The organism is Nonomuraea sp. NPDC003727 (genome assembly GCF_053586935.1).
The window spans coordinates 53,046-72,050 of sequence record NZ_JBSFNE010000002.1 but is presented as its reverse complement, the minus strand read 5'-3'; the positions used below and the strand labels follow the sequence as shown (position 1 = coordinate 72,050).

The following is a 19,005-nucleotide window of genomic DNA, read 5'->3' as shown; positions in this document are numbered from 1 at the left end:
AGAACCCGCACGGCTGGGCCGCGCGCCGCTACCGCAGGACCCGCGGCTGGGCCGCGCGCCGCTACCGGAGGATCGACGGCAGGGGTGCCGCGCCGCGCTGCTTCAGCAGGTCCGTCATCAGCTTGATCTCGCTGGTCTGGCTGTTGACGATCTGCTGGGCCAGCCCCTTCACCTCGGCCCGGTCCGACAGCTCCAGCAGGCCCTTGGACATCTCCACGCCGCCCTCGTGATGGCGGATCATCAACTGCAGGAAGAAGATCTCGGCCTCCTTGCCCTGCAGGCTCCTGAGCCTGGCCATCTCCTCCGGGGTGGCCACACCCGGCATCGGCTCAGGCTTGTCCTGGGTGCCGCCGTGGCCCGCGTGGCCGACCATCCACGCCATCTCGGGACGGGCGCTCGCCTGGTCGAGCCCCCACTGCTGCAGCCACCCGATGAACATCCCGCGCTGCGCGGTCTGGGTGACGATGATGTCCTCGCTCAGGTTCCTGATGTCGGGGGAGGCCGACCTGTCGCGCGCGGCGAAGGCCATCTCGGTCGCCTGCGCGTGGTGTTTGCCCATGTCGCGGGCGAATCCGGCCTCGGCGGACGAGTCGGTGGGGGTGCCGGTCCTGCCCATCACGAAGAACAACACTGCGGCGACCGCGAGCGCGGCGAATCCCGCGATCAGAAGAGGCTTTTTCGTCATCGTTTTCCCAGACTACTCACCGGTCCTTCCTTATTCGCCACATACGCCCCGAGGGCATAGGGTGACCCGCAGTTGGTGACCCCATGGAGGAACTGATGACGAAGGAGAAGGCGCAGGCGCGACGCGAGCATCTGGCGAAGATGCGGGCGGAGCAGAAGGCCAAGGAGCGCCGGTCCGCCATGCTGATGTGGGGCGTGGGCGGTCTCGTCATCCTCCTTCTGGTCGGCGGCGTCGGCTTCTACATCGTGAAGGACCGGCAGGCGACCTCGCTCGACGCGGTGACCAACGTCTCCTACGCGGGCGGCGAGCACGTCTGGAGCTCGGTCAAGTACAAGGAGAGCCCGCCTGTCGGCGGCAAGCACAACAACTACTGGCAGCAGTGCGCGATCTACGACAAGCCCATCCACAACGAGCACGGGGTTCACTCGCTCGAGCACGGCGCCGTCTGGATCACCTACCGCCCCGACCTGCCCAAGGCCCAGCTCGAGAAGCTGAAGACGATCGCCGAGTCGACAGGCGACTCCAAGTACATGCTGGTCAGCCCGTACCCCGGCCTGCCGGCCCCCATCGTGGCCAGCACCTGGGGACACCAGCTGACCTTCCAGGACGCCGGCGACGCCAAGCTGCCCAAGTTCATCACCAAGTACCAGAACGGGCCCGACACCCCTGAGCTCGGCGCCACCTGCGGCGGCGAGTACGCGATCACCTCGACCGCCGACCAGCAGCCGCTGCCGCCGGAGCCCAAGAACACGACGACGCCGCTGCCGCACGAGTCGCTCGCGCCCTCGGCCACGCCGTCGCCCGCCAAGTCCTGAGCCGGGAGCCGTCTCGCCGATCGCGGGTGACCGGCGCGACGGCTCCCGCTAGCCGAGCACCTCGGCGATCGGCGTCGCCACGAGCCCGTGCGCCTCGGCCACGGGCTCGCTGAGCAGCCGCCCCTCATGCGTGCTCAGCCCCCGGGCCAGCACGCGGTCGCTGCGCAGCGCCGCCAGCCAGCCGTTGTCGGCGATGGCCAGCGCGTAGGGCAGCGTGACGTTCGTCAGCGCGAACGTGGAGGTGTGCGGTACCGCCCCCGGCATGTTCGCCACGCAGTAGAACAGCGAGTCGTGCACCGGGTAGGTCGGCTCGGCGTGCGTGGTGGGCCGGGAGTCCTCGAAGCAGCCGCCCTGGTCGATGGAGATGTCGACCAGCACCGAGCCCGGCTTCATCCTGCTGACCAGCTCGTTGGTGACCAGCGTCGGCGCCTTCGCGCCCGGCACCAGCACCGCGCCGATCACCAGGTCGGCCTCCAGCACGGCCTTCTCGATCTCCAGCGTGTTCGAGGCGATCGTCTGGCAGTAGCCCTGGTAGATCATGTCGGCCTGGCGCAGCTTGTCGATGTTGCGGTCGAGAAGCAGCACCTCGGCCTGCATGCCGAGGGCGATCGCCGCGGCGTTCATCCCCGACACGCCCGCGCCGATCACGACGACGTTCGCCGCCCGCACGCCGGAGACGCCGCCCATCAGCACGCCGCGGCCGCCCTCGGGGCGCATCAGGTGGTAGGCGCCCACCTGCGGCGCGAGCCGTCCGGCCACCTCCGACATCGGGGCGAGCAGCGGCAGGGCGCCGTTGTCCGCCTGCACGGTCTCGTAGGCGATGCCGGTCACGCCCGCGTCGAGCATCGCCCTCGTGCACGCCTCGGAGGCCGCCAGATGCAGGTAGGTGAACAGCACCTGGCCCTTGCGCATCCGGTGGTACTCCTCGGCGATGGGCTCCTTGACCTTCAGGACGAGGTCGCCCATGCCCCACACCTCGTCGGGCCCGTCGAGCACCACCGCGCCGACGGCGACGAAGTCCTCGTCGGGAATGGACGATCCCCTTCCCGCGTCCCGTTCGACGAAGACCTGATGTCCATGCCTGATCAGTTCGTGCGCGCCCGCGGGTGTGAGGGCCACGCGATACTCGTGGTTCTTGACCTCGCGAGGAACTCCGACCTTCATATGTCCAATGTCCCCCAGGCCGGGGGCGACACTCTGTATGGACCGTGCCAAGGTTCTTGGCAGACTGTCGATGATTTCCCGGTTCCTGCCGTCCTCGCTAGGCTCTGCGGAAGCACCAGTCAGGATGGGGTTCACGGATGGAGAAACCGCCGCCGCCGGGGCGTCCGCCCGGGGCGCAGCCCGCAGCGGTCCCCGAGGGGCCGAGGGCGAGCAGGCTCACCACCATCGTGCTGATCGTCTCCCTCGTCCTGGTCGTGCTGACCGCGGGCGTGCTCGGCACCGTCGCGGTGCTCATGACGAGGAACCCCGACTCGCCGCTGTTCGGCGGCAAACCGCCGATCAGGCTGGGCGAGCCGATCTACTTCGCCCCCGTCGAGGACCAGAAGGCCTCGCCGTGCCCGGGCCAGAAGGTGGCGCTCTCCCAGGACGGGAAGATCTGTTACTTCCTGTCCGAGGCGGTGCCCGTCTCGGCGGTGCAGGCGATCGAGACGGTGAAGGAGAAGGACAGCTACGGCGTCAGGATCGCGGTCGCCCCGGCCTTCCGCGACGCGCTGGCCGCGCTGATCAAGGAGCGCGTCGACCAGCAGATCGCCATCCTGGTCGGCCAGAACGAGACCGCCACCGTGCTGGCCGCGCCCACGGTCGCCCAGCAGATGAGCGGTGACAGCGTCAGCATCGCGGGCTTCACCAAGGACAAGGCCGACGCGCTGGTCAAGGCGATGCTGGGCGCCGCCGTCACCCCCGCACCGCCCCAGCCGGGCGTCCCCGGCACGAGCACCACGCCCCAGCCCGGCACCACACCCGGCACCACGCCTCAGCCCGGCACCACCCCGCCCGGTACGCAACCCGGCGCCACTTCGCCGGGTACGCAACCGGGCGCCACGCCGCCCGGTACGCAGCCCGGCACCACCGGGACCGGGGCGACCCCGCCCGGAGCCCAGCCGGGGACCACCCAGCCCGGCACCGGCCAGTCCGGCACCGGCCAGTCCGGCACCGGCCAGTCCGGGGTCCGCACGACCGCCACGGCGTCACCGGGCGCGGGTCTCGGCACGTCCGCCGACGCCTCCCGGAGCGCGCGTTCCTCGCTCGACGCCGGCACCGAGAAGCGCTACTCCACCTGCAAGGAGGCACGGGCGGCCGGGTACGGCGGGCCGTACCAGAAGGGCAGGCACCCGCAGTACTCCTGGTACACCGACAAGGACGGCGACGGCTTCGCCTGCGACCCGCAGGACGGCTAGACGTCGCGCCGGTGCCGGGCCGTCAGAACAGGCCGCTCAGCGCGAAGTAGGCGACGAAGATCAGCGAGACCACCCACAGCAGCCCCGGGATCTCGGCGTACTTCCCGCGCGCCGCCTTGATGACGGTGTAGGCGATCACCCCCGCGCCCACTCCGTTGGTGATGCTGTAGGTGAACGGCATCAGCACGATCGTCAGGAACGCCGGGATCGCCAGCTCCAGATCCTCCCACGGCACGTTACGACTCTGCGTCATCATCAGCGCGCCAACCAGCACGAGCGCCGGCGCGGCGGCAGCGGCGGGCACCACCTCGGCCAGCGGCGTGAACAGCATGGTCAAGCCCAGCAGCGCGCCCGTCGCGACGCTGGCCAGGCCGGTGCGGGCGCCCTCGCCCACACCGGCCGCCGACTCCACGAACACCGTGTTGGAGGAGGCGCTGCACAGGCCGCCGATCACGCCCGCCATGCCGTCCACGGTCAGGATCGCGCCCAGCCGCGGCACCCGGCCCTGGGTGTCGACGAGTGACGCCTCGTCGGCGACCCCGATGATGGTGCCCATCGCGTCGAAGAATCCGGACAGCACCAGCGTGAACAGCACGATGGAGGCGGTGACCGCGCCCGCGGTGACGAACCCGCCGAACAGGTCGACGTTGCCGATCAGCCCGAAGTCGGGCGGCGAGATGACGGCCTCGGGCACGTGGGGCACCACGATGCCCCACTGCTTCGGGTCGATGGTGGCCACGGCGTTGACGACGATCGCGACCAGCGTGGTGATCACGATCGAGAGCAGGATCGCGCCGGGCGTCTTGCGGACGAACAGGATGATCATCAGCAGCAGCCCGAAGGAGAAGACGGCCACCGGCCAGCCCGTCAGCCGCCCGGTGGCGCCGAGCTGAAGGGGAGTGGCGCCGGTACCGGAGACGAATCCGGCGTCCACCAGGCCGATCAGCGTGATGAACATCCCGATGCCCACGCTGATGGCGTGTTTCAGCGCCAGCGGGATCGAGTCCATGATGAGCCGGCGGATGCCCGAGACCGCCAGCAGGATGATCACCAGACCTTCGAGCACGACCAGGCCCATCGCCTGCGCCCACGTCATGTGCGGCGCCGCCTGGTAGGCCACCACCGCGTTCAGCCCGAGGCCGGCCGCCACACCGAAGGGCGCGTTGCCGACGAAGGCCATCAGCAGCGTGCTGACCGCCGCCGCCAGCGCGGTCGCGGTGGTCAGCTGGCCGATGTCGAGCCGCGCGCCCGTGACGTCCCTGGCGCCGGCCAGGATGATCGGGTTGAGCAGGACGATGTAGGCCATCGCCATGAAGGTCGTGATCCCGCCGCGGATCTCGCGTCCGACCGTCGCCTCGCGGGCGGACAGTTCGAACAGCCGGTCGAGCACGATCATCCCCCTTACGCACGCAGGGGGATGATCGTTTCTCTACCCCGTTTCCCCTGCGGCTATCGCTGCTCGTGCTTGCCGCCGCCGACCAGGGCGACGAACTCGTCCAGCGTGATGTTGCCGTCGCCGTCCTGGTCGGCCGACGCGACGAACGCCTCGATCTCCTCGTCGGTGACCCCGTGGCCGCCCAGCGCCTGGTTCACCTGCCGGATCTCGCCCGCCGTGAGCACGCCGTCGTGGTCGGTGTCGAACTTCTCGAACTCGGCCTTGGCCGCCTCGCGCGCTTCGGACATGTGGGCCTATTCCTCCGTGTTCAGTCGTGCTGTCGAGCATCCAACCTAGCGTGGCCGCGCCCTTGTCAGGCAGGGACCCCGACGATGTGCTCCGGCCGTACCGGAACCCTGGTCAGCGCGACGCCCGTGGCGTCACGGACGGCGGCCACGATGGCGGGCGTGGAGGAGAGCGTCGGCGGCTCGCCCGCGCCCCGCAGCCCGTACGGCGCGGCGGGGTCGGGGTTCTCCTTGATCGACGTCTGCATGGGCGGCATGTCGAGCACGGTCGGGATGAGGTAGTCGGTGAAGGACGGGTTCAGCACCTGCCCGTCGCGCACCTGGATCTCCTCCATGAGCGCCAGCCCCAGCCCCTGCGCCGAGCCGCCGTGGATCTGGCCCTCCAGCGCGACCGGGTTGAGGATCCTGCCGACGTCCTGCACGGCCGCCAGCTCCACGACCTTGACCAGGCCGAGCTCGACGTCCACGTCGACGACCGCGCGGTGCACGCACAGCGCGAGCTGGGTGTGGGAGTCGGCCTGTCCGGTGACCGGGTCCATGGGATAGGTGGGCCGGTGCCGGTACTCCCTGGTCTCCTCGATCGGCCCGTACTTCTCCAGCGCCTCGACGACGGGCAGCCCCTCGAACCGCGCCCGTACGGCCTCGCAGGCCGCCTTGACCGCGCCGCCCGTGACGTAGGACTGGCGCGAGGCCGACGACGATCCGGCCGAGCCGACCCGCGTGTCGGCCGTGGCCACCGTCACCCTGTCGACGCCGAGCTCGGTGCGGGCGATCTGGGCCTGGATCGTCACCAGGCCCTGTCCCACCTCGGCGGCCGCGGTGTGCACGGTCACGTGGGGCTCGCCGCCGATCAGCTCGACGCGCACCCTGGCGGTGGAGTAGTCGTCGAAGCCCTCCGAGAAGCAGATGTTCTTGATGCCGACGCCGTAGCCGACGCCCCGCCGTACCCCCTCGCCGTGGGTGGTCTGGGAGACGCCGCCCGGCAGGTCGCGCAGGTCGTCCGTGGCCGGGCCTGGCAGGGGCATGGCGGCCAGCTCGCGCAGCATCTCGGCCAGCGGCGCGGGCGAGTCGATGATCTGGCCCGTGGCCAGGGCGGACCCCTGGGAGACGGCGTTGCGGACGCGTATCTCGACCGGGTCGAGGCCGCAGGCGGCGGCGAGCTTGTCCATCTGCGACTCGTAGGCGAAGCAGGCCTGCACCGCGCCGAAGCCGCGCATCGCGCCGCAGGGCGGGTTGTTGGTGTAGACGCCGGTGGCCAGGATGTCGACGTTGGGCGCCTCGTAGGGGCCGACGCCGAGGGAGGCCGCGTTGCCGACGACGGCGGGCGAGGAGGAGCAGTAGGCGCCGCCGTCCAGGAGGATCTCGGCCTTGACGTAGACCAGCCTGCCGTCGCGGGTGGCGCCGTGCTCGTAACGCAGCCAGGCGGGATGGCGGTGCACGTGGCCGAAGAACGACTCTTCACGCCCATAGACGATCTTGACGGGCCGGTTCAGGCGGAGCGCGAGCATGCAGGCGTGCACCTGCATCGACAGGTCCTCGCGGGCGCCGAACGCGCCGCCGACGCCCGCCAGCGTCAGCCGTACCTTCTCCGGCGGCAGGCCGAGGCAGGGCGCCAGCTGGTCGCGGTCGACGTGCAGCCACTGGGTGGCGATGTAGAGATCGACCCCGCCGTCCTCCGCCGGTACGGCCAGCCCCGACTCGGGTCCGAGGAAGGCCTGGTCCTGCATACCCACCTCGTACTCGCCGGTGACGACGACCTCGGCCGTGAAGGTGTCGCCCACCTTGACCGGCTGCCTGCGGACGAACTCGGTGGCCAGCCGGGGGTCGGTGACCGCCTCCCGCACCTCGTAGTCGACGACGACGGCGGCGGCGGCCCTGCGCGCGGTCTCCGGGTGATCGGCCGCCACGAGCGCCACCGGCTCGCCCTGGTAGCGGACCTGGTCGATGGCCAGGACCGGCTGGTCCTTGTGCTCCAGGCCGTAGAACTTCTCGCCCGGCACGTCCTCGTGCGTGAGCACCGCCAGCACCCCCGGCATGGCCAGCGCGGGGCCGATGTCGATCGACCTGATCCAGGCCGACGGGTGCGGGCTGCGCAGCGTCACGCCCCACACCATGTCGTCGAGCCACAGGTCGGAGGAGTAGGCGAACTCGCCCGTCACCTTGAGGACGGCGTCGGGGCGCCGGACGCTCTCGCCCACGCCCTGCCGCGTCGTGCTGGCCGTCTCCGTCATCTTCCGAGTACAGCACCCGGCGGAGGGAGGGCCTATGTGTGCGATGTGAAATCGCGGTAAGCCGTCCTTGGGCCGACTTGTATATTCCTCCAAGTGCGCATCAGGGACCTGCTCGCCGCCTCGGAACTCGGCCTCGTCCTGCTGGCGGGGGACGAGGACACCGAGTTCACCGCCGTGCACGTCACCGACCTGCCCGAGCCCGGCCGCTATCTGAGCGGCGGCGAGCTGGTGCTCACCGGCCTGATGTGGCGGCACGAGCCGGCCGACTCCGCCCGCTTCGTCGCGACCCTGCGCGCCGCGGGGGTCGCCGCCCTCGGCGCGGGCCAGGCGTGGCTCGGCCACGTGCCCGACGACCTCGTGGCCGCCTGCGCGCAGGCGGGCATGCCGCTGCTGGAGATCCCGACCGCCGTGGCCTTCCGCGCCGTCGAAGAGGCGGCGGCGCCCCGGCTGTCGGGCGAGGTCAGGGCGGCGCTCGGCCGCCAGCGCAGGATCGTCGACGCCGTCGCCGAAGGCGCCGGCCTGGGCGAGCTGTTCGCGCTCACCGCCGCCGAGCTGGGCGTCACCGGCGCGGTGCTGTCCTCCACCGGCGAGATCGTCGTCGGCTCGTGCCCCGACCCGGTCCGGCTGGCCCGCGCCTACCTGTCGGCGTCCCGGCTGCCGTGCGCGGCGCACGGCCACACGCTCTTCGGCGTCGGCCGGGGGCATCGCGCCGCCGGCTGGGTGCTGGCCTGCGAGGGAGACCTGCTCGGCCGCGCCGACCTCGGCTTCGAGCTGGCCGCCTGCGTCGCGCTCGAACGCACCAGGATGGAGGAGGGCAGGCGGGTCGAGCGCCGCCTCGTCGAACAGCTCGTCGGCGCCGCCTTGTCCGCCGAGGCCGATGCCGCCGAGCTCAACGCCCGGCTGCGCACGTGCGGGCTGGGGCCCGGCCAGCCGTACGCGGTGGTGACGGCGACCGCCCCGCGCCCCGGCGCCACCCGCGGCCCTGACCCGGCCACGCTGGGCGGGCAGGTGCTGGAGGAGCTGCTCGGCCGGGACGTGGTGGCCGCGGCGGGCACCGACAGCGCCGTCGCCCTCGTCCCGCTGCCGGTCCCGGTCCCGGTCCCGGTCCCGGTCCCGGTCTCCGCGCTCGCCGACCGGTTGCGGGCGGGGCTCGGCGTGCTGTCGGCGCTGCGCGACACCCGGGTGTCGATCGGCGTGAGCGGCGCCCTCACCGGCGCCGCCTCGATCAGGGGCGGGATCGAGGAGGCGGGCCACGCCCTGCGCATGGCCGCCGCACGCTCCGGCGGGGTCGTCACCAGCGACGAGATCTACACCCACGACCTGCTGCTGGCCACCGTGCCTGGCGACGTCCGGCGCTCGTTCACGCAGCGGCTGCTCGACCCGCTCGTCGACTACGACGCCAAGCACCAGTCGGAGCTGGTGCGCACCCTCGGCGCCTTCCTCGACACGGCGGGCTCGTGGAACGCCTGCGCCGAGCGGATGCACGTGCACGTCAACACGGTCCGCTACCGGATCAGGCGCGTCGAGGAGCTGACCGGCAGGGACCTGTCGACCATGGCCGACCGGGTGGACTTCTTCCTCGCCCTGCGGGCCCGCTGATCAGACCAGGCCGGCCTGCGGGAGCGCGGCACCCGCTCCCTGGGCCTCCCGCTCCTCGGCCACCTGGCGGCGGACCTCGTCCGTCTGCATGCTCTGGGAGAGCACGGCGGCCTCGCTCAGGTAGGCGCGCGCCCTGCGCTGGTCGCCGAGCAGCCGGTACGCCCTGGCCAGCGCGATCAGGCAGTCCATCTCGGTGCTCAGCAACCGCACGGTTCGGGCGGCCCTCAGCCCTGCCGACAGCGCCTCGACACCCGCTTCGAGATCACCCTTGTCCACCTTGACCAGGCCCAGCACGCCGAGGATGGCGCCCTCGTGGCCGAGATCGCCGACCCGGCGCGCCATCGCCAGCGCGCTGGTCAGGCACTCCTCCGCCGCGGCGAACCTGCGCAGGCGGCCGTTGGCCTGGCCCGCCATGAGCAGGGCGTAGCGCTGGCCGACCTGCGAGCCGATCTCCGTGGCGATCTCCAGCTGCGCCATGGCGTGCCGCAGCGTCAGGTCGTGGCGGCCCACGTCCACGTAGGAGTTGGCCAGGTTGCCGAGCGCGCGCTGCTCGGCGAACCGGTCGCCGAGCCGCCTGGCCAGCCTGAGCTCCTCGTTCAGGTGGCGGACCGCCGCGTCGACCTGGCCCTGGTGGCCGAAGCCGCTGGCGATCCCGCCGTGGGCCTCCAGCGCCATCGCCTCGTCGCTCAGCCGCCTGGCGACCGCGAGGGCCCGCTGGCACAGCGAGATCATGTCCGCCAGCCGGTAGGAGTGCCGCTGGAACCACCGCAGCGCGATGCTGAGCGCCGCCCCCAGGCGGGCGATCCGCTCGTGCGGATCGTCCATGGCCTGCGCGGCCGCGGCCACCAGGTTGGGCTCCTCGGTGTTGAGCCAGTCGTGGGCCTCGTCGCGGTCGGCCAGCGGGTGCGGGCGCATGTCGACGGCCGGGATGTCGGCCTGCACCCGGTGCGGGTCCAGCAGGCGGGTGGCGTGCTCGACGGTGACGAGGTAGTAGCCCAGCACCCGCTCGAGGCACGCCGCGCGGTCGGTGACGGCGTGCTCGCCGGCGAACAGCCTGACCAGGTCGTGCATCTGGTAGTGCCACGCGCGGCCCCGCTCGAGCAGGTTGGCGTCGACCAGCCGGTCGAGGGCGCGCTCGGCGTCGGCGGGCGCCGCGTCGAGGAGCGCGGCGGCGACCCGGGTGCTCACGTCGGGCACCCGGATGAGGGCCAGCAGCACGAGCAGCCTGGCGGCCGTCCGGTCGGTGGGATGGTCGCTGTCGTGCAGGGCCTGCCAGCTGGCCGTCAGCCCCGACCGGACGGCCAGGTCACCGGCCTCCAGCTCGTGGAGCCTGCGCTGCTCGTCGGCCAGGCGGTCGACCAGCATGCCGACCGTCCAGTCGGGACGGCTGGCCAGCCGGGCGCCGGCGATGCGCAGCGCCAGCGGGAGCCCGTCGCACAGCCGTACCAGCCGGGTGGTCGCCGCGGGGTCGGCGGAGGTACGGCCGGCCTCGGTCAGCCTGGCCAGCATGGTGACGGCCTCGGCGTCCTGGAGGGTTCCCAGGCGTACCTGGACGCAGTCGTCGGCGGGCGCCAGCGTCTCCCTGCTGGTCACCAGCACCGAGCAGCCGGCGGGAACCGACAGCAGCGGCCGTACCTGGGCGAGGTTGGCCGCGTCGTCGAGCAGAACCAGGATCCGCCGGTCGCTGAGGAGGCCGCGCCACAGCGCCGCGGCCTCGTCGAGGTCCACCGGCACCCGTTCGGGCGCGGTGCCGAGCGCTCTCAGCAACCGGCCCAGCGCCTGGGAGGAGGTCAGCCGTTTGACGCCTGGAGTGCCTCCGCGGAGGTTGACGTAGAGGTGCCCGTCGGGGAAGCGGTGACCGACGGCGTGCGCCACCCGGACGGCCAGCGCCGACTTGCCGGCGCCCGGCGGCCCCGAGATCGCCACGACCGGCGCGGGCGGCGCCTCGTCCCAGGGCGCGAGGTGCGAGCGGATCCTGAGCTGCTCGGTGGTGCGGCCGACGAAGCCGAGCAGGTCGCGGGGGAGCTGGCGCGGGACCGCGACGGCGGCCTGGGCGGGTGGCGCGGTCTGCCCGCGCAGGATCACGTCGCGATAGGCGCGCAGCCGCTCGCCGGGATCGACGCCCAGCTCCTCGGCCAGCACGCGCTCGCCCTCCCTGAAGACCTCCAGCGCCTCGGCCTGGCGCCCGCCCAGGTGCAGCGCCCGCATCAGCGACTCGCGCGGCCCCTCGCGCAGCGGATGCTCGGCCACCAGCGCCATCAGCGCGGGCAGGATCTCCTGGTGCCTGCCGAGCTCGACCATGACCTCGGCCCTGCGTTCCATGGCGGTGACGCGCAGCTCGTCGAGGTGCTGCCGGCGCCCCTCGGCGAACGGCCCAGGCACGCCGGGCAGCGCGGGCCCGCGCCACAACTCCAGCGCCAGGTCCAGGCTGCGCAGGCAGCCGCGCAGGTCGCCTTCCGCGCGCCGGCGCGCCGCCCCGTCGAGATGGCCGGCGAAGGCCACGCAGTCGACGTGGAGAGGGTCGACGCGTAAGGAATAGCCGCCGGGGACGCCGACGAGTATCCTCGGCTCCTCACGGGAGCCGCGACCGGGTTCGAGCACGCTGCGCAGCCCGGCGACGTAGGTGTAGACGCTCTGCTCGGCGCTCTTCGGCGGGTCCTCGCCCCAGAGCCCGTCGATGAGGTGCTCCTTCAGCACCACCTCGCCGGCAGAGCAGGCGAGGATGGCCGCGATCGCCTGCTGACGCGGCGCGCCCAGCGAGACCTCGCGTCCATGAAGCCGTCCGAGCATCGGGCCCAGGAGAGCGATGAACACACGAGCCTCCGGATTCGCCGCGGGGGATGGTGAAACGGCAACCACATTCAGGAACGCAGACGATCGAAGATCGATATGGCCTGTAGTTGAAATGTAGACGGGTTGGTTACGCTGTTAATCCCCCATGGGAATGCCGAAGCCCCCGAATTGTGGCGATTCGAGGGCTTGACCGCGGCACTTTCCAGCAAGGACTGAAGGGCACTAGCAGCAGAGGTAGTCGTAGCTCGGTCCCTTAGGCGACACCTCGGCACCTGCGGTCGTACCATGTCCTCCAACCGTGGCAATTGCCGCGACGAGGACAGTGAGTGCGGACATGACAAGTCGCTTGCGCATGGGGGGTTCTCCCTCGCTCAGGTGGTGCTTGAAGTACATCATCCCAGGGAGACGTTGCCGTGACCACATCTGATCTGGTCGGACTCCGCATCAAGACGGTCCGCCGCCAGCGTGGCCTGTCACAGGCCCAGCTCGCCCACCCTGAACTGTCGGACAGCTACGTCTCTCTGATCGAGAGTGGAAAGCGCACGCCAACCCCCGCGGTACTTGAGCTCCTGGCCCAGAAGCTCGACTGTTCGCTCAGCTACCTCGTCAACGGCGTGACCGCCGAGCAGCTGAACGATCTCGAACTCGGCCTGGGTTACGCGCGGCTCGCACTGGAGAACGGCGAGGTTCACGAGGCCCGGACCAGGTTCGCCGAGCTCGTTGCGGACAACAACCTGACGGGTCTGACCGCCCTTCGTCAAGAGGCGGAGTACGGCCTGGCGCTCGCGACCGAGGCGACCGGCGACATCGCCGAGGCCATCAGGATCCTCAAGCGGCTCGACGGCGAGGAGCTCAGCGCCGAGCGCCACGTGGAGATCGCGCTGGCACTGTGCCGGTGCTACCGCGACAAGGGCGAGCTGGTCGCCGCCGTGGCGGTCGGCGAGCGCGTCCTCGCCGGCGCGGTGCGGCCCACGTGGACCGACGGCCTGGTCGAGCTGGGCGCGACGCTGCTGTCGGTCTACTGGGTCCGCGGCGACCTGCTGCGCGCCCGCCAGTTCTCCGCCGAGCTGCTGGCCGCCGCCGAGCTTCTCGGCACCCCGCGCGCGGCCGTCGCGGCCAGCTGGAACGCCGCCAGGGTCGCCGAGTCCATCGGCCGGGCGGAGGAGGCTCTGAGCCTGATCGAGCGCGCCTACGCCATCCAGTCGGAGACCGCCACGGCGCCGCGCAACCTGGCCAGGCTCCGCGGCGCCGTGGCGGGCCACCGCGCCAGGCTGCAGCCCCACGACACCGACAAGCTCAGGGAGCTGTTCAGCCAGACCGCCAAGGAGATCGCCGAGACCTCGGCGGGCGTGACCGACCAGGCCATCGCCGAGCTCCAGCTCGCCACGGTGGAGCTGACCGCCGGCAACCCCGAGCGCGCGGCCGAGCACGCCAGGGCGGCCGAGGAACTGCTGGCCGACCAGACGCCCGAGATGGACGCGCACATGCGGATGGTCCTCGCCAGGGCCCAGGGCGCCATGGGCGACAGGGAGGCGGCGCTGGCCAGCGCGCGCGAGGCGGTGCGGTTCATGGACCGGGCCTCCACCTCGCGCCAGGCGGCCACCAAGTGGTACGCGGCAGCGGAGACCCTGGAGGCGCTCGGTGACGACGAGGGCACCGTCGAGGCCTACCACCGGGCGCTGGCCTGCGTGGGGTTGTAGCGACGTCACCACCGGGCAGGGTGGTGGGTAGCCTTGGGGATGCCATGAAGAGATCCCCGCTGCCGGCCCTCACCGCCCTGCTCGCCGTCCTGGTCGGCGTCGTCCTGACGGCGCCCCCCGCGCTGGCCCACGACGCGCTGAAGAGCAGCACGCCGAAGAAGAACGCCACCGTCGCGACCCTCGAACAGGTCGAGCTGGAGTTCACCAGTACCCCGAAGCTCCCGTTCGTCATCGTGCGCGCCGACGGCGGCGCCGAGATGCAGGCGGGCAAGCCGGAGATCGACGGCAAGGTGGTGCGGCAGCGGCTCAAGGGCGTACTGCCCGACGGCGGCTACACGATCGCCTTCAGGGTGGTCTCCTCCGACGGTCACCCCATCGAGGGCGAGATCCCGTTCGCGGTGAAGGGCGCGCCGCGGCCCGAACCGACCGGGCAGCCGGCCTCCGCCGTACCGCAGAGCGCGTCACCCGGCCAGAGCGCCCCCGCGACCGCGCCCGCCGCGCAGAGCGCCCCCGCGACCGCGCCCGCCGCGCAGAGCGCCCCCGCGGCCACGCCGGCCGCGCAGCCCGTCGCGCCGCAGCCCGTCGCCGGACAGACGTCGCAGGCCGCGACCGGCTTCCCCGTCTGGCTCGTCATCGTCATCGGCGGGCTGGTCGGCATCGGCATCGGCTTCCTGCTGAGCGCCCGGAAGAAGAAGCCGTGACCAGGACCGCGCGGCTCGCGCTCGCGCTGGCAGGGGCCGCGCTCCTCGCCCTGGTCATCGCCATGGTCGCGGGAGGAGCGGCGTTCCCGCGCATCATCCCCGGCCTGCCGGACGAGGGCACGCTGACCCGGTGGGGCCTGCCCATCGCCAAGCTGGTGATGGACGTCGCGGGCGTCCTGACCGTCGGCCTGCTGCTGGCCGCCACCTTCTTCCTGCCCAGCGACAAGGGCATGCTCGGCAAGACCGCGCTGAGCTACGTCCAGGCGGCGTCGTGGACGGCGCTGGTCTGGGCCGGCGCGGGCGTCGTCACCATGGTGTTCACGCTGTCGGAGCAGCTCGGCCTGCCCGTCGCCGACGTGCTCTCCGGCAACGAGCTGACCAGCTTCGCCAGCCAGGTCGGCCAGGGCATCGCGCTCACCCTCGTGGTGCTGTTCGGCGTGGCCATCGCGATGTTCTCCCGCGGGGCCATCACCGCGGGAGCGTCGGCGGGCCTGCTGGCGCTCGCGGTGGTGACGCTGCTGCCGCCCGCGCTGACCACCCACGCCTCCTCCTCGCCCAACCACGGGCTCGCCACCACCGGCGTCGCCGCCCACCTGGTGTCGCTGGCCCTGTGGGTGGGCGGGCTCACCGTCCTGCTCGCCCACGGGCTGCGCAGGCAGCCGCAGCTCGAGGTCGCCGCCAACCGCTTCTCCCGGATGGCGCTGTGGTGCTACATCGGCGTCGGGCTGTCCGGCCTCTTCAGCGTCCTGGCCCGGCTGACCGCGATCAGCGACCTGTGGACCTCGGCCTACGGCGTGCTGCTCGTGGCCAAGACCGCCGCGTTCGTCGTGCTCGGCTACATCGGCTGGTGGCACCGCCAGCGCACGATGGCCCAGCTCGGCAAGGGCAGGCCAGGGGCGTTCACCCGGCTGGCCGCCGGCGAGCTGGTGCTCATGTTCGCCACCATCGGCCTGGCCGTCGCGCTGGCCCGCACCACGCCGCCCGACGTCGCGCTGCCGGCCGACCGCGCCTTCGAACTGCTCGGCTTCCCGATGCCGCCGGAGATCACGCTCGCCACCCTGGCCTCGCTGTGGTGGCTCGACCTGTTCTTCGCCCTGCTCGCCGCCGCCCTCGGCGGCCTGTACGCCGCCGGCGTCGTACGGCTGCGCCGCCGCGGCGACGCGTGGTCGGCGGGCCGTACCGCCGCCTGGTTCGTCGGCGTGGCGATCCTCGTCCTCGCCACGCAGAGCGGCCTGGCCCGCTACGCCAAGGTGCTGTTCAGCGTCCACATGATCGAGCACATGACGCTCGCGATGCTCGTGCCGATCTTCCTGGTGCTCGGCGCGCCCGTCACGCTGGCGCTGCGCGCGCTCAAGCCCGCCGCCCGCCGCGGCGACAGGGGTCCGCGCGAGTGGCTGACCGTGATCCTGCACAGCAGGTTCGTCCGCGTCGTGTCCCACCCGGTGGTCGCCACCTCCATCTTCATCGCCTCGACCTACGCGCTCTACTTCACCCCGCTGTTCGCGGCGGCGATGGAGGAGCACCTCGGGCACATCACGATGACGCTCCACTTCCTGCTGAGCGGGTCGCTGTTCTTCTGGGTGATCATCGGCGTCGACCCGGCGCCGCACAAGCTGCCGCACGTCGGCCGCCTGCTGACACTGTTCGTCACCATGCCCTTCCACGCCTTCTTCGGCATCGCGCTGATGATGATGGGCACCGTCGTCGCCGCCGACTGGTACGAGCAGCTCGGCCGTACGTGGGGCCTGTCGGCGCTGCAGGACCAGGAGAACGGCGGCGCGATCGCCTGGGGCTTCGGCGAGATCCCCACCCTGATCGTGCTGCTTGCGCTGGCCTTCCAGTGGTACAGCGACGACGAGAGGAAGGCGCGCAGGGCCGACCGGCGAGCCGACGCGCTGGCCGCCCGCACCGGCGGCACCGGCGACGCCGAGCTCGACTCCTACAACGACTACCTGGCCAAGCTGAACCGCCGCGACCAGGCCCAGTAGCCCTGCGGCTACGGCCTTCTATCTTCGCTCCACGCGCCTTCGAACCGCCCGGTAGCCTTGCGGGCGGGGGAGACGGGCATCACCTTGGTGCGCCGTGTGTCCTGGCCATCGCGGGGGCGCCAGACCATGGCTCGGGGGGCGTCCGCTGTGTGCTCAGGAAGGCGAGTGCGGACTTGGTGGATGAGACGCGCATGCGCGGGGGGCGGAGCCTGGCCGAGGCTCTTCAGGAGTATCTGACCGACTGGTCGCAGCGCACCGGCATCGCGGTGGAGGTGTGGGCGCTCCCGCACGGCGACGTCCCGGCGACGATCGCCCGAGGCGTGCTCGCCGTGGTCGAGGAGGCGCTGCTCAACGTCGAGCTGCACAGCCGCGCCGGGCTGGTCTCCGTGGCCGTCACCACGGGGCGGAGCGGGTTACGGCTGACGGTGAGCGACAACGGCGCCGGCTTCGGCATGCCGGACGAGCGCAGGGGGATCAGCCGCATGCGCGTGCTGATGTCCGAGCTCGGCGGCACCCTGTCGGTCAACAGCGTGCAGGGCGAGGGCACGACCGTCACGGGCTCCGTGCCCCGCCGGCGCTGATCCGGTACGGCACGCGGCAGCCGTACCGGACGATCCCGCAGCCGGGCGGCCGGGCAGCCGGTAGGGCGGGCAGCCGGTAGGGCGGGCAGGCGGGCGGCGCGGCGGTGGCCGCCGGGCTCACGGGAGGGTGAGGATCTCGCTGCCGGTGTCGGTGACCAGGATCGTGTGCTCGAACTGCGCGGTGCGCTTGCGGTCCTTGGTGACGGCGGTCCACTTGTCGGGCCAGATCTCGTAGTCGATCGTGCCGAGCGTCAGCATCGGCTCGATCGTGAACGTCATGCCAGGCACCAGCTCCACCTGGAGCGACGGGTCGTCGTAGTGGGGGACCATCAGCCCGGAGTGGAACGTCGTGCCGATGCCGTGGCCGGTGAAGTCGCGCACGACGCCGTAGCCGAACCGCTTGGCGTAGGCCTCGATGACGCGGCCCACGACGTTGAGCTGCCGGCCGGGGGCGACCGCCTTGATCGCGCGCGTCGTCGCCTCGCGGGTGCGCTCGACCAGCAGGCGCGACTCCTCGTCGACGTCGCCGACCAGGAACGTGGCGTCGGTGTCGCCGTGGACGCCGCCGATGTAGGCGGTGATGTCGACGTTGACGATGTCGCCGTCGCGCAACACCGTGTCGTCGGGGATGCCGTGGCAGATGACCTCGTTGATCGACGTGCACAGCGACTTGGGGTAGCCGCGGTAGCCGAGCGTGCTCGGATAGGCGTTGTGGTCCAGCAGGAACTCGTGGCCGATCCGGTCGAGCTCGTCGGTGGTGACGCCGGGGGCGACGTGCTTGCCGACCTCCTCGAGGGCCTGCGCGGCGATCCGTCCGGCGACGCGCATCCGCTCGATGATCTCCGGCGTCTTGACGTCGGCCTCTCCCGTCTTCGGATGCTTCCTGCCGACGTACTCCGGCCGCTGGATGTGGGCGGGAACCTTGCGCATGGGCGAGATCCGCCCGGGCTGGAGCAGTGTGGTCATGAAACCGAGTTTACGGGGCACAATTCACCCCGTGAGCGAAGGTCAGTGGTGGTTCTGCCTCAAGCACATGCGCGTCGAGCCCGACCAGGGCTGCCCGAACAAGGACCGCATGGGCCCCTACGCCTCCGAGCAGGAGGCGGCAGGCGCGCTGCAGCGCGCCGCGGAACGCAACAAGGCATGGGACGAGCAGGACGCGGACGACGACGACTAGACCACCGCGTACGCCCTGACGGGGAAGGTCCCCAGACCGGCGATCATCGGCGGTGCCGCGTGGAAGCGGAACCCGCTGTCGGGCAGCCCGGCCAGTCCGGTCAGATGCTCGACCAGCGGGATGCCCGCGGCGAGGAGCAGCGTGTGCGCCGGGCGCTCCCCCCGGGGCGGGGTGTCGTCGATGTTGAGCGAGTCGATGCCGACCAGCGCCGGGCCCTGCTCGGCCAGCCACGCCGCGGCCTCGGTCGTCAGGTACGGGTGGCCGTGCACGTAGGCCTGCGTGCCGAAGTGCCGGTCCCACCCGGTGTGCAGGAGGACCGCCTTGCCGCGCACGTCGAGGCCGTCGAGCAGGTCCATGCCCACGCTCGGCCGGTCCACGGCGCGTACCACCAGGCCGGGCAGGTCGGCCAGCCGGTCCACCGGCACCTGTGACAGGTCCGTCCCGTCGGCGTAGCGGTGGTGCGGCGTGTCCAGGTACGTGCCCGTGTTGCACGCCATGGTGATGGTCCCGAGGTGGAACTCCGTGCCGGGGGCGTAGACCTCGCGGGATGCCTCCCGGGTCAGATGGGAGCCGAGGACGGGCCCCGGGATGCCGGGATAGGTGACCATGCCCTCGGTGATCCGGTGGCTCAGTTCGACGATCATGCGTGCTCC

The 19,005-nt window shown here is 71.9% G+C and carries 16 protein-coding genes; 8 read left to right on the top strand and 8 right to left on the bottom strand.

Annotated features, from left to right (window positions below; genetic code table 11):
• Window positions 1–61 precede the first annotated feature (61 nt).
• Window positions 62–685: a DUF305 domain-containing protein gene (locus ACWDLG_RS05605; RefSeq protein ID WP_449916315.1), complete on the bottom strand. Its 624-nt coding sequence runs from the start codon at window positions 683–685 to the stop codon at window positions 62–64.
• Between the two features lie 95 nt (window positions 686–780).
• Between ACWDLG_RS05605 and ACWDLG_RS05600 the strand changes: the two genes are divergently transcribed.
• A complete protein-coding gene (locus ACWDLG_RS05600) occupies window positions 781–1,500 on the top strand; it encodes a DUF3105 domain-containing protein (protein ID WP_354912989.1) in 720 nt (239 codons plus the stop codon).
• Window positions 1,501–1,548: 48 nt separating this feature from the next.
• On the opposite strand, the gene ald is transcribed toward ACWDLG_RS05600, so the two are convergent.
• The gene (ald, locus tag ACWDLG_RS05595) at window positions 1,549–2,664 is read right to left on the bottom strand and encodes an alanine dehydrogenase (RefSeq protein ID WP_354912987.1); all 1,116 of its coding nucleotides are present in this window, start codon (window positions 2,662–2,664) and stop codon (window positions 1,549–1,551) included.
• Between the two features lie 137 nt (window positions 2,665–2,801).
• On the opposite strand from ald, the gene ACWDLG_RS05590 reads away from it, so the two are divergent.
• Window positions 2,802–3,902: an excalibur calcium-binding domain-containing protein gene (locus ACWDLG_RS05590; RefSeq protein ID WP_449916312.1), complete on the top strand. Its 1,101-nt coding sequence runs from the start codon at window positions 2,802–2,804 to the stop codon at window positions 3,900–3,902.
• A gap of 22 nt (window positions 3,903–3,924) precedes the next feature.
• Here ACWDLG_RS05590 and ACWDLG_RS05585 read toward each other — a convergent pair whose 3' ends face one another.
• The 3 genes from ACWDLG_RS05585 to ACWDLG_RS05575 form a co-directional block, all read right to left on the bottom strand.
• On the bottom strand, window positions 3,925–5,298 hold the full coding sequence (locus ACWDLG_RS05585; RefSeq protein ID WP_449916310.1) for an NCS2 family permease: 1,374 nt from the start codon (window positions 5,296–5,298) through the stop codon (window positions 3,925–3,927).
• A 53-nt stretch (window positions 5,299–5,351) separates the two neighbouring features.
• Window positions 5,352–5,585 (bottom strand): EF-hand domain-containing protein, encoded by a 234-nt coding sequence (locus ACWDLG_RS05580; protein ID WP_449916308.1) that lies wholly within the window; start codon window positions 5,583–5,585, stop codon window positions 5,352–5,354.
• A gap of 65 nt (window positions 5,586–5,650) precedes the next feature.
• Complete coding sequence (locus tag ACWDLG_RS05575) at window positions 5,651–7,813, bottom strand: xanthine dehydrogenase family protein molybdopterin-binding subunit (RefSeq protein ID WP_354912981.1); 2,163 nt, start codon at window positions 7,811–7,813, stop codon at window positions 5,651–5,653.
• Window positions 7,814–7,906: 93 nt separating this feature from the next.
• Between ACWDLG_RS05575 and ACWDLG_RS05570 the strand changes: the two genes are divergently transcribed.
• Window positions 7,907–9,412, top strand: a complete 1,506-nt coding sequence (locus ACWDLG_RS05570) for a PucR family transcriptional regulator (protein WP_449916306.1) — start codon at window positions 7,907–7,909, stop codon at window positions 9,410–9,412.
• Here the strand turns inward: ACWDLG_RS05570 and ACWDLG_RS05565 are convergent, their stop codons facing one another.
• Window positions 9,413–12,226, bottom strand: a complete 2,814-nt coding sequence (locus ACWDLG_RS05565) for a BTAD domain-containing putative transcriptional regulator (RefSeq protein WP_449916305.1) — start codon at window positions 12,224–12,226, stop codon at window positions 9,413–9,415.
• A gap of 392 nt (window positions 12,227–12,618) precedes the next feature.
• On the opposite strand from ACWDLG_RS05565, the gene ACWDLG_RS05560 reads away from it, so the two are divergent.
• The 4 genes from ACWDLG_RS05560 to ACWDLG_RS05545 all read left to right on the top strand — a co-directional run bounded on the left by ACWDLG_RS05560 (window position 12,619) and on the right by ACWDLG_RS05545 (window position 17,175).
• Entirely contained in the window at window positions 12,619–13,905 is a 1,287-nt protein-coding gene (locus ACWDLG_RS05560; protein WP_354912976.1) for a helix-turn-helix domain-containing protein, read from the top strand.
• 44 nt (window positions 13,906–13,949) lie between these two features.
• Complete coding sequence (locus ACWDLG_RS05555) at window positions 13,950–14,606, top strand: copper resistance CopC family protein (protein ID WP_449916302.1); 657 nt, start codon at window positions 13,950–13,952, stop codon at window positions 14,604–14,606.
• On the top strand, window positions 14,603–16,594 hold the full coding sequence (locus ACWDLG_RS05550; RefSeq protein WP_449916300.1) for a cytochrome c oxidase assembly protein: 1,992 nt from the start codon (window positions 14,603–14,605) through the stop codon (window positions 16,592–16,594). Before ACWDLG_RS05555 ends, ACWDLG_RS05550 begins: the two co-directional genes overlap by 4 nt.
• Before the next feature lie 191 nt (window positions 16,595–16,785).
• A complete protein-coding gene (locus tag ACWDLG_RS05545; RefSeq protein WP_449916299.1) occupies window positions 16,786–17,175 on the top strand; it encodes a sensor histidine kinase in 390 nt (129 codons plus the stop codon).
• A gap of 117 nt (window positions 17,176–17,292) precedes the next feature.
• On the opposite strand, the gene map is transcribed toward ACWDLG_RS05545, so the two are convergent.
• Entirely contained in the window at window positions 17,293–18,141 is an 849-nt protein-coding gene (map, locus tag ACWDLG_RS05540; protein ID WP_354912968.1) for a type I methionyl aminopeptidase, read from the bottom strand.
• Between map and ACWDLG_RS05535 the strand changes: the two genes are divergently transcribed.
• The gene (locus tag ACWDLG_RS05535; protein WP_449916296.1) at window positions 18,140–18,352 is read left to right on the top strand and encodes a hypothetical protein; all 213 of its coding nucleotides are present in this window, start codon (window positions 18,140–18,142) and stop codon (window positions 18,350–18,352) included. The genes map and ACWDLG_RS05535 overlap by 2 nt on opposite strands.
• On the opposite strand, the gene ACWDLG_RS05530 is transcribed toward ACWDLG_RS05535, so the two are convergent.
• Window positions 18,349–18,996 (bottom strand): cyclase family protein, encoded by a 648-nt coding sequence (locus ACWDLG_RS05530; RefSeq protein WP_449916293.1) that lies wholly within the window; start codon window positions 18,994–18,996, stop codon window positions 18,349–18,351. The two genes, ACWDLG_RS05535 and ACWDLG_RS05530, sit on opposite strands and share 4 nt — an antisense overlap.
• Window positions 18,997–19,005: the final 9 nt, after the last annotated feature.

Bases quoted from the DNA above. Each gene is read 5' to 3' on its own strand.
- ACWDLG_RS05605 (WP_449916315.1), bottom strand. From the start codon at position 685: ATGACGAAAAAGCCTCTTCTGATCGCGGGATTCGCCGCGCTCGCGGTC.
- ACWDLG_RS05600 (WP_354912989.1), top strand. From the start codon at position 781: ATGACGAAGGAGAAGGCGCAGGCGCGACGCGAGCATCTGGCGAAGATG.
- ald (WP_354912987.1), bottom strand. From the start codon at position 2,664: ATGAAGGTCGGAGTTCCTCGCGAGGTCAAGAACCACGAGTATCGCGTG.
- ACWDLG_RS05590 (WP_449916312.1), top strand. From the start codon at position 2,802: ATGGAGAAACCGCCGCCGCCGGGGCGTCCGCCCGGGGCGCAGCCCGCA.
- ACWDLG_RS05585 (WP_449916310.1), bottom strand. From the start codon at position 5,298: ATGATCGTGCTCGACCGGCTGTTCGAACTGTCCGCCCGCGAGGCGACG.
- ACWDLG_RS05580 (WP_449916308.1), bottom strand. From the start codon at position 5,585: ATGTCCGAAGCGCGCGAGGCGGCCAAGGCCGAGTTCGAGAAGTTCGAC.
- ACWDLG_RS05575 (WP_354912981.1), bottom strand. From the start codon at position 7,813: ATGACGGAGACGGCCAGCACGACGCGGCAGGGCGTGGGCGAGAGCGTC.
- ACWDLG_RS05555 (WP_449916302.1), top strand. From the start codon at position 13,950: ATGAAGAGATCCCCGCTGCCGGCCCTCACCGCCCTGCTCGCCGTCCTG.
- ACWDLG_RS05545 (WP_449916299.1), top strand. From the start codon at position 16,786: ATGCGCGGGGGGCGGAGCCTGGCCGAGGCTCTTCAGGAGTATCTGACC.
- ACWDLG_RS05535 (WP_449916296.1), top strand. From the start codon at position 18,140: ATGAAACCGAGTTTACGGGGCACAATTCACCCCGTGAGCGAAGGTCAG.
- map (WP_354912968.1), bottom strand. From the start codon at position 18,141: ATGACCACACTGCTCCAGCCCGGGCGGATCTCGCCCATGCGCAAGGTT.
- ACWDLG_RS05530 (WP_449916293.1), bottom strand. From the start codon at position 18,996: ATGATCGTCGAACTGAGCCACCGGATCACCGAGGGCATGGTCACCTAT.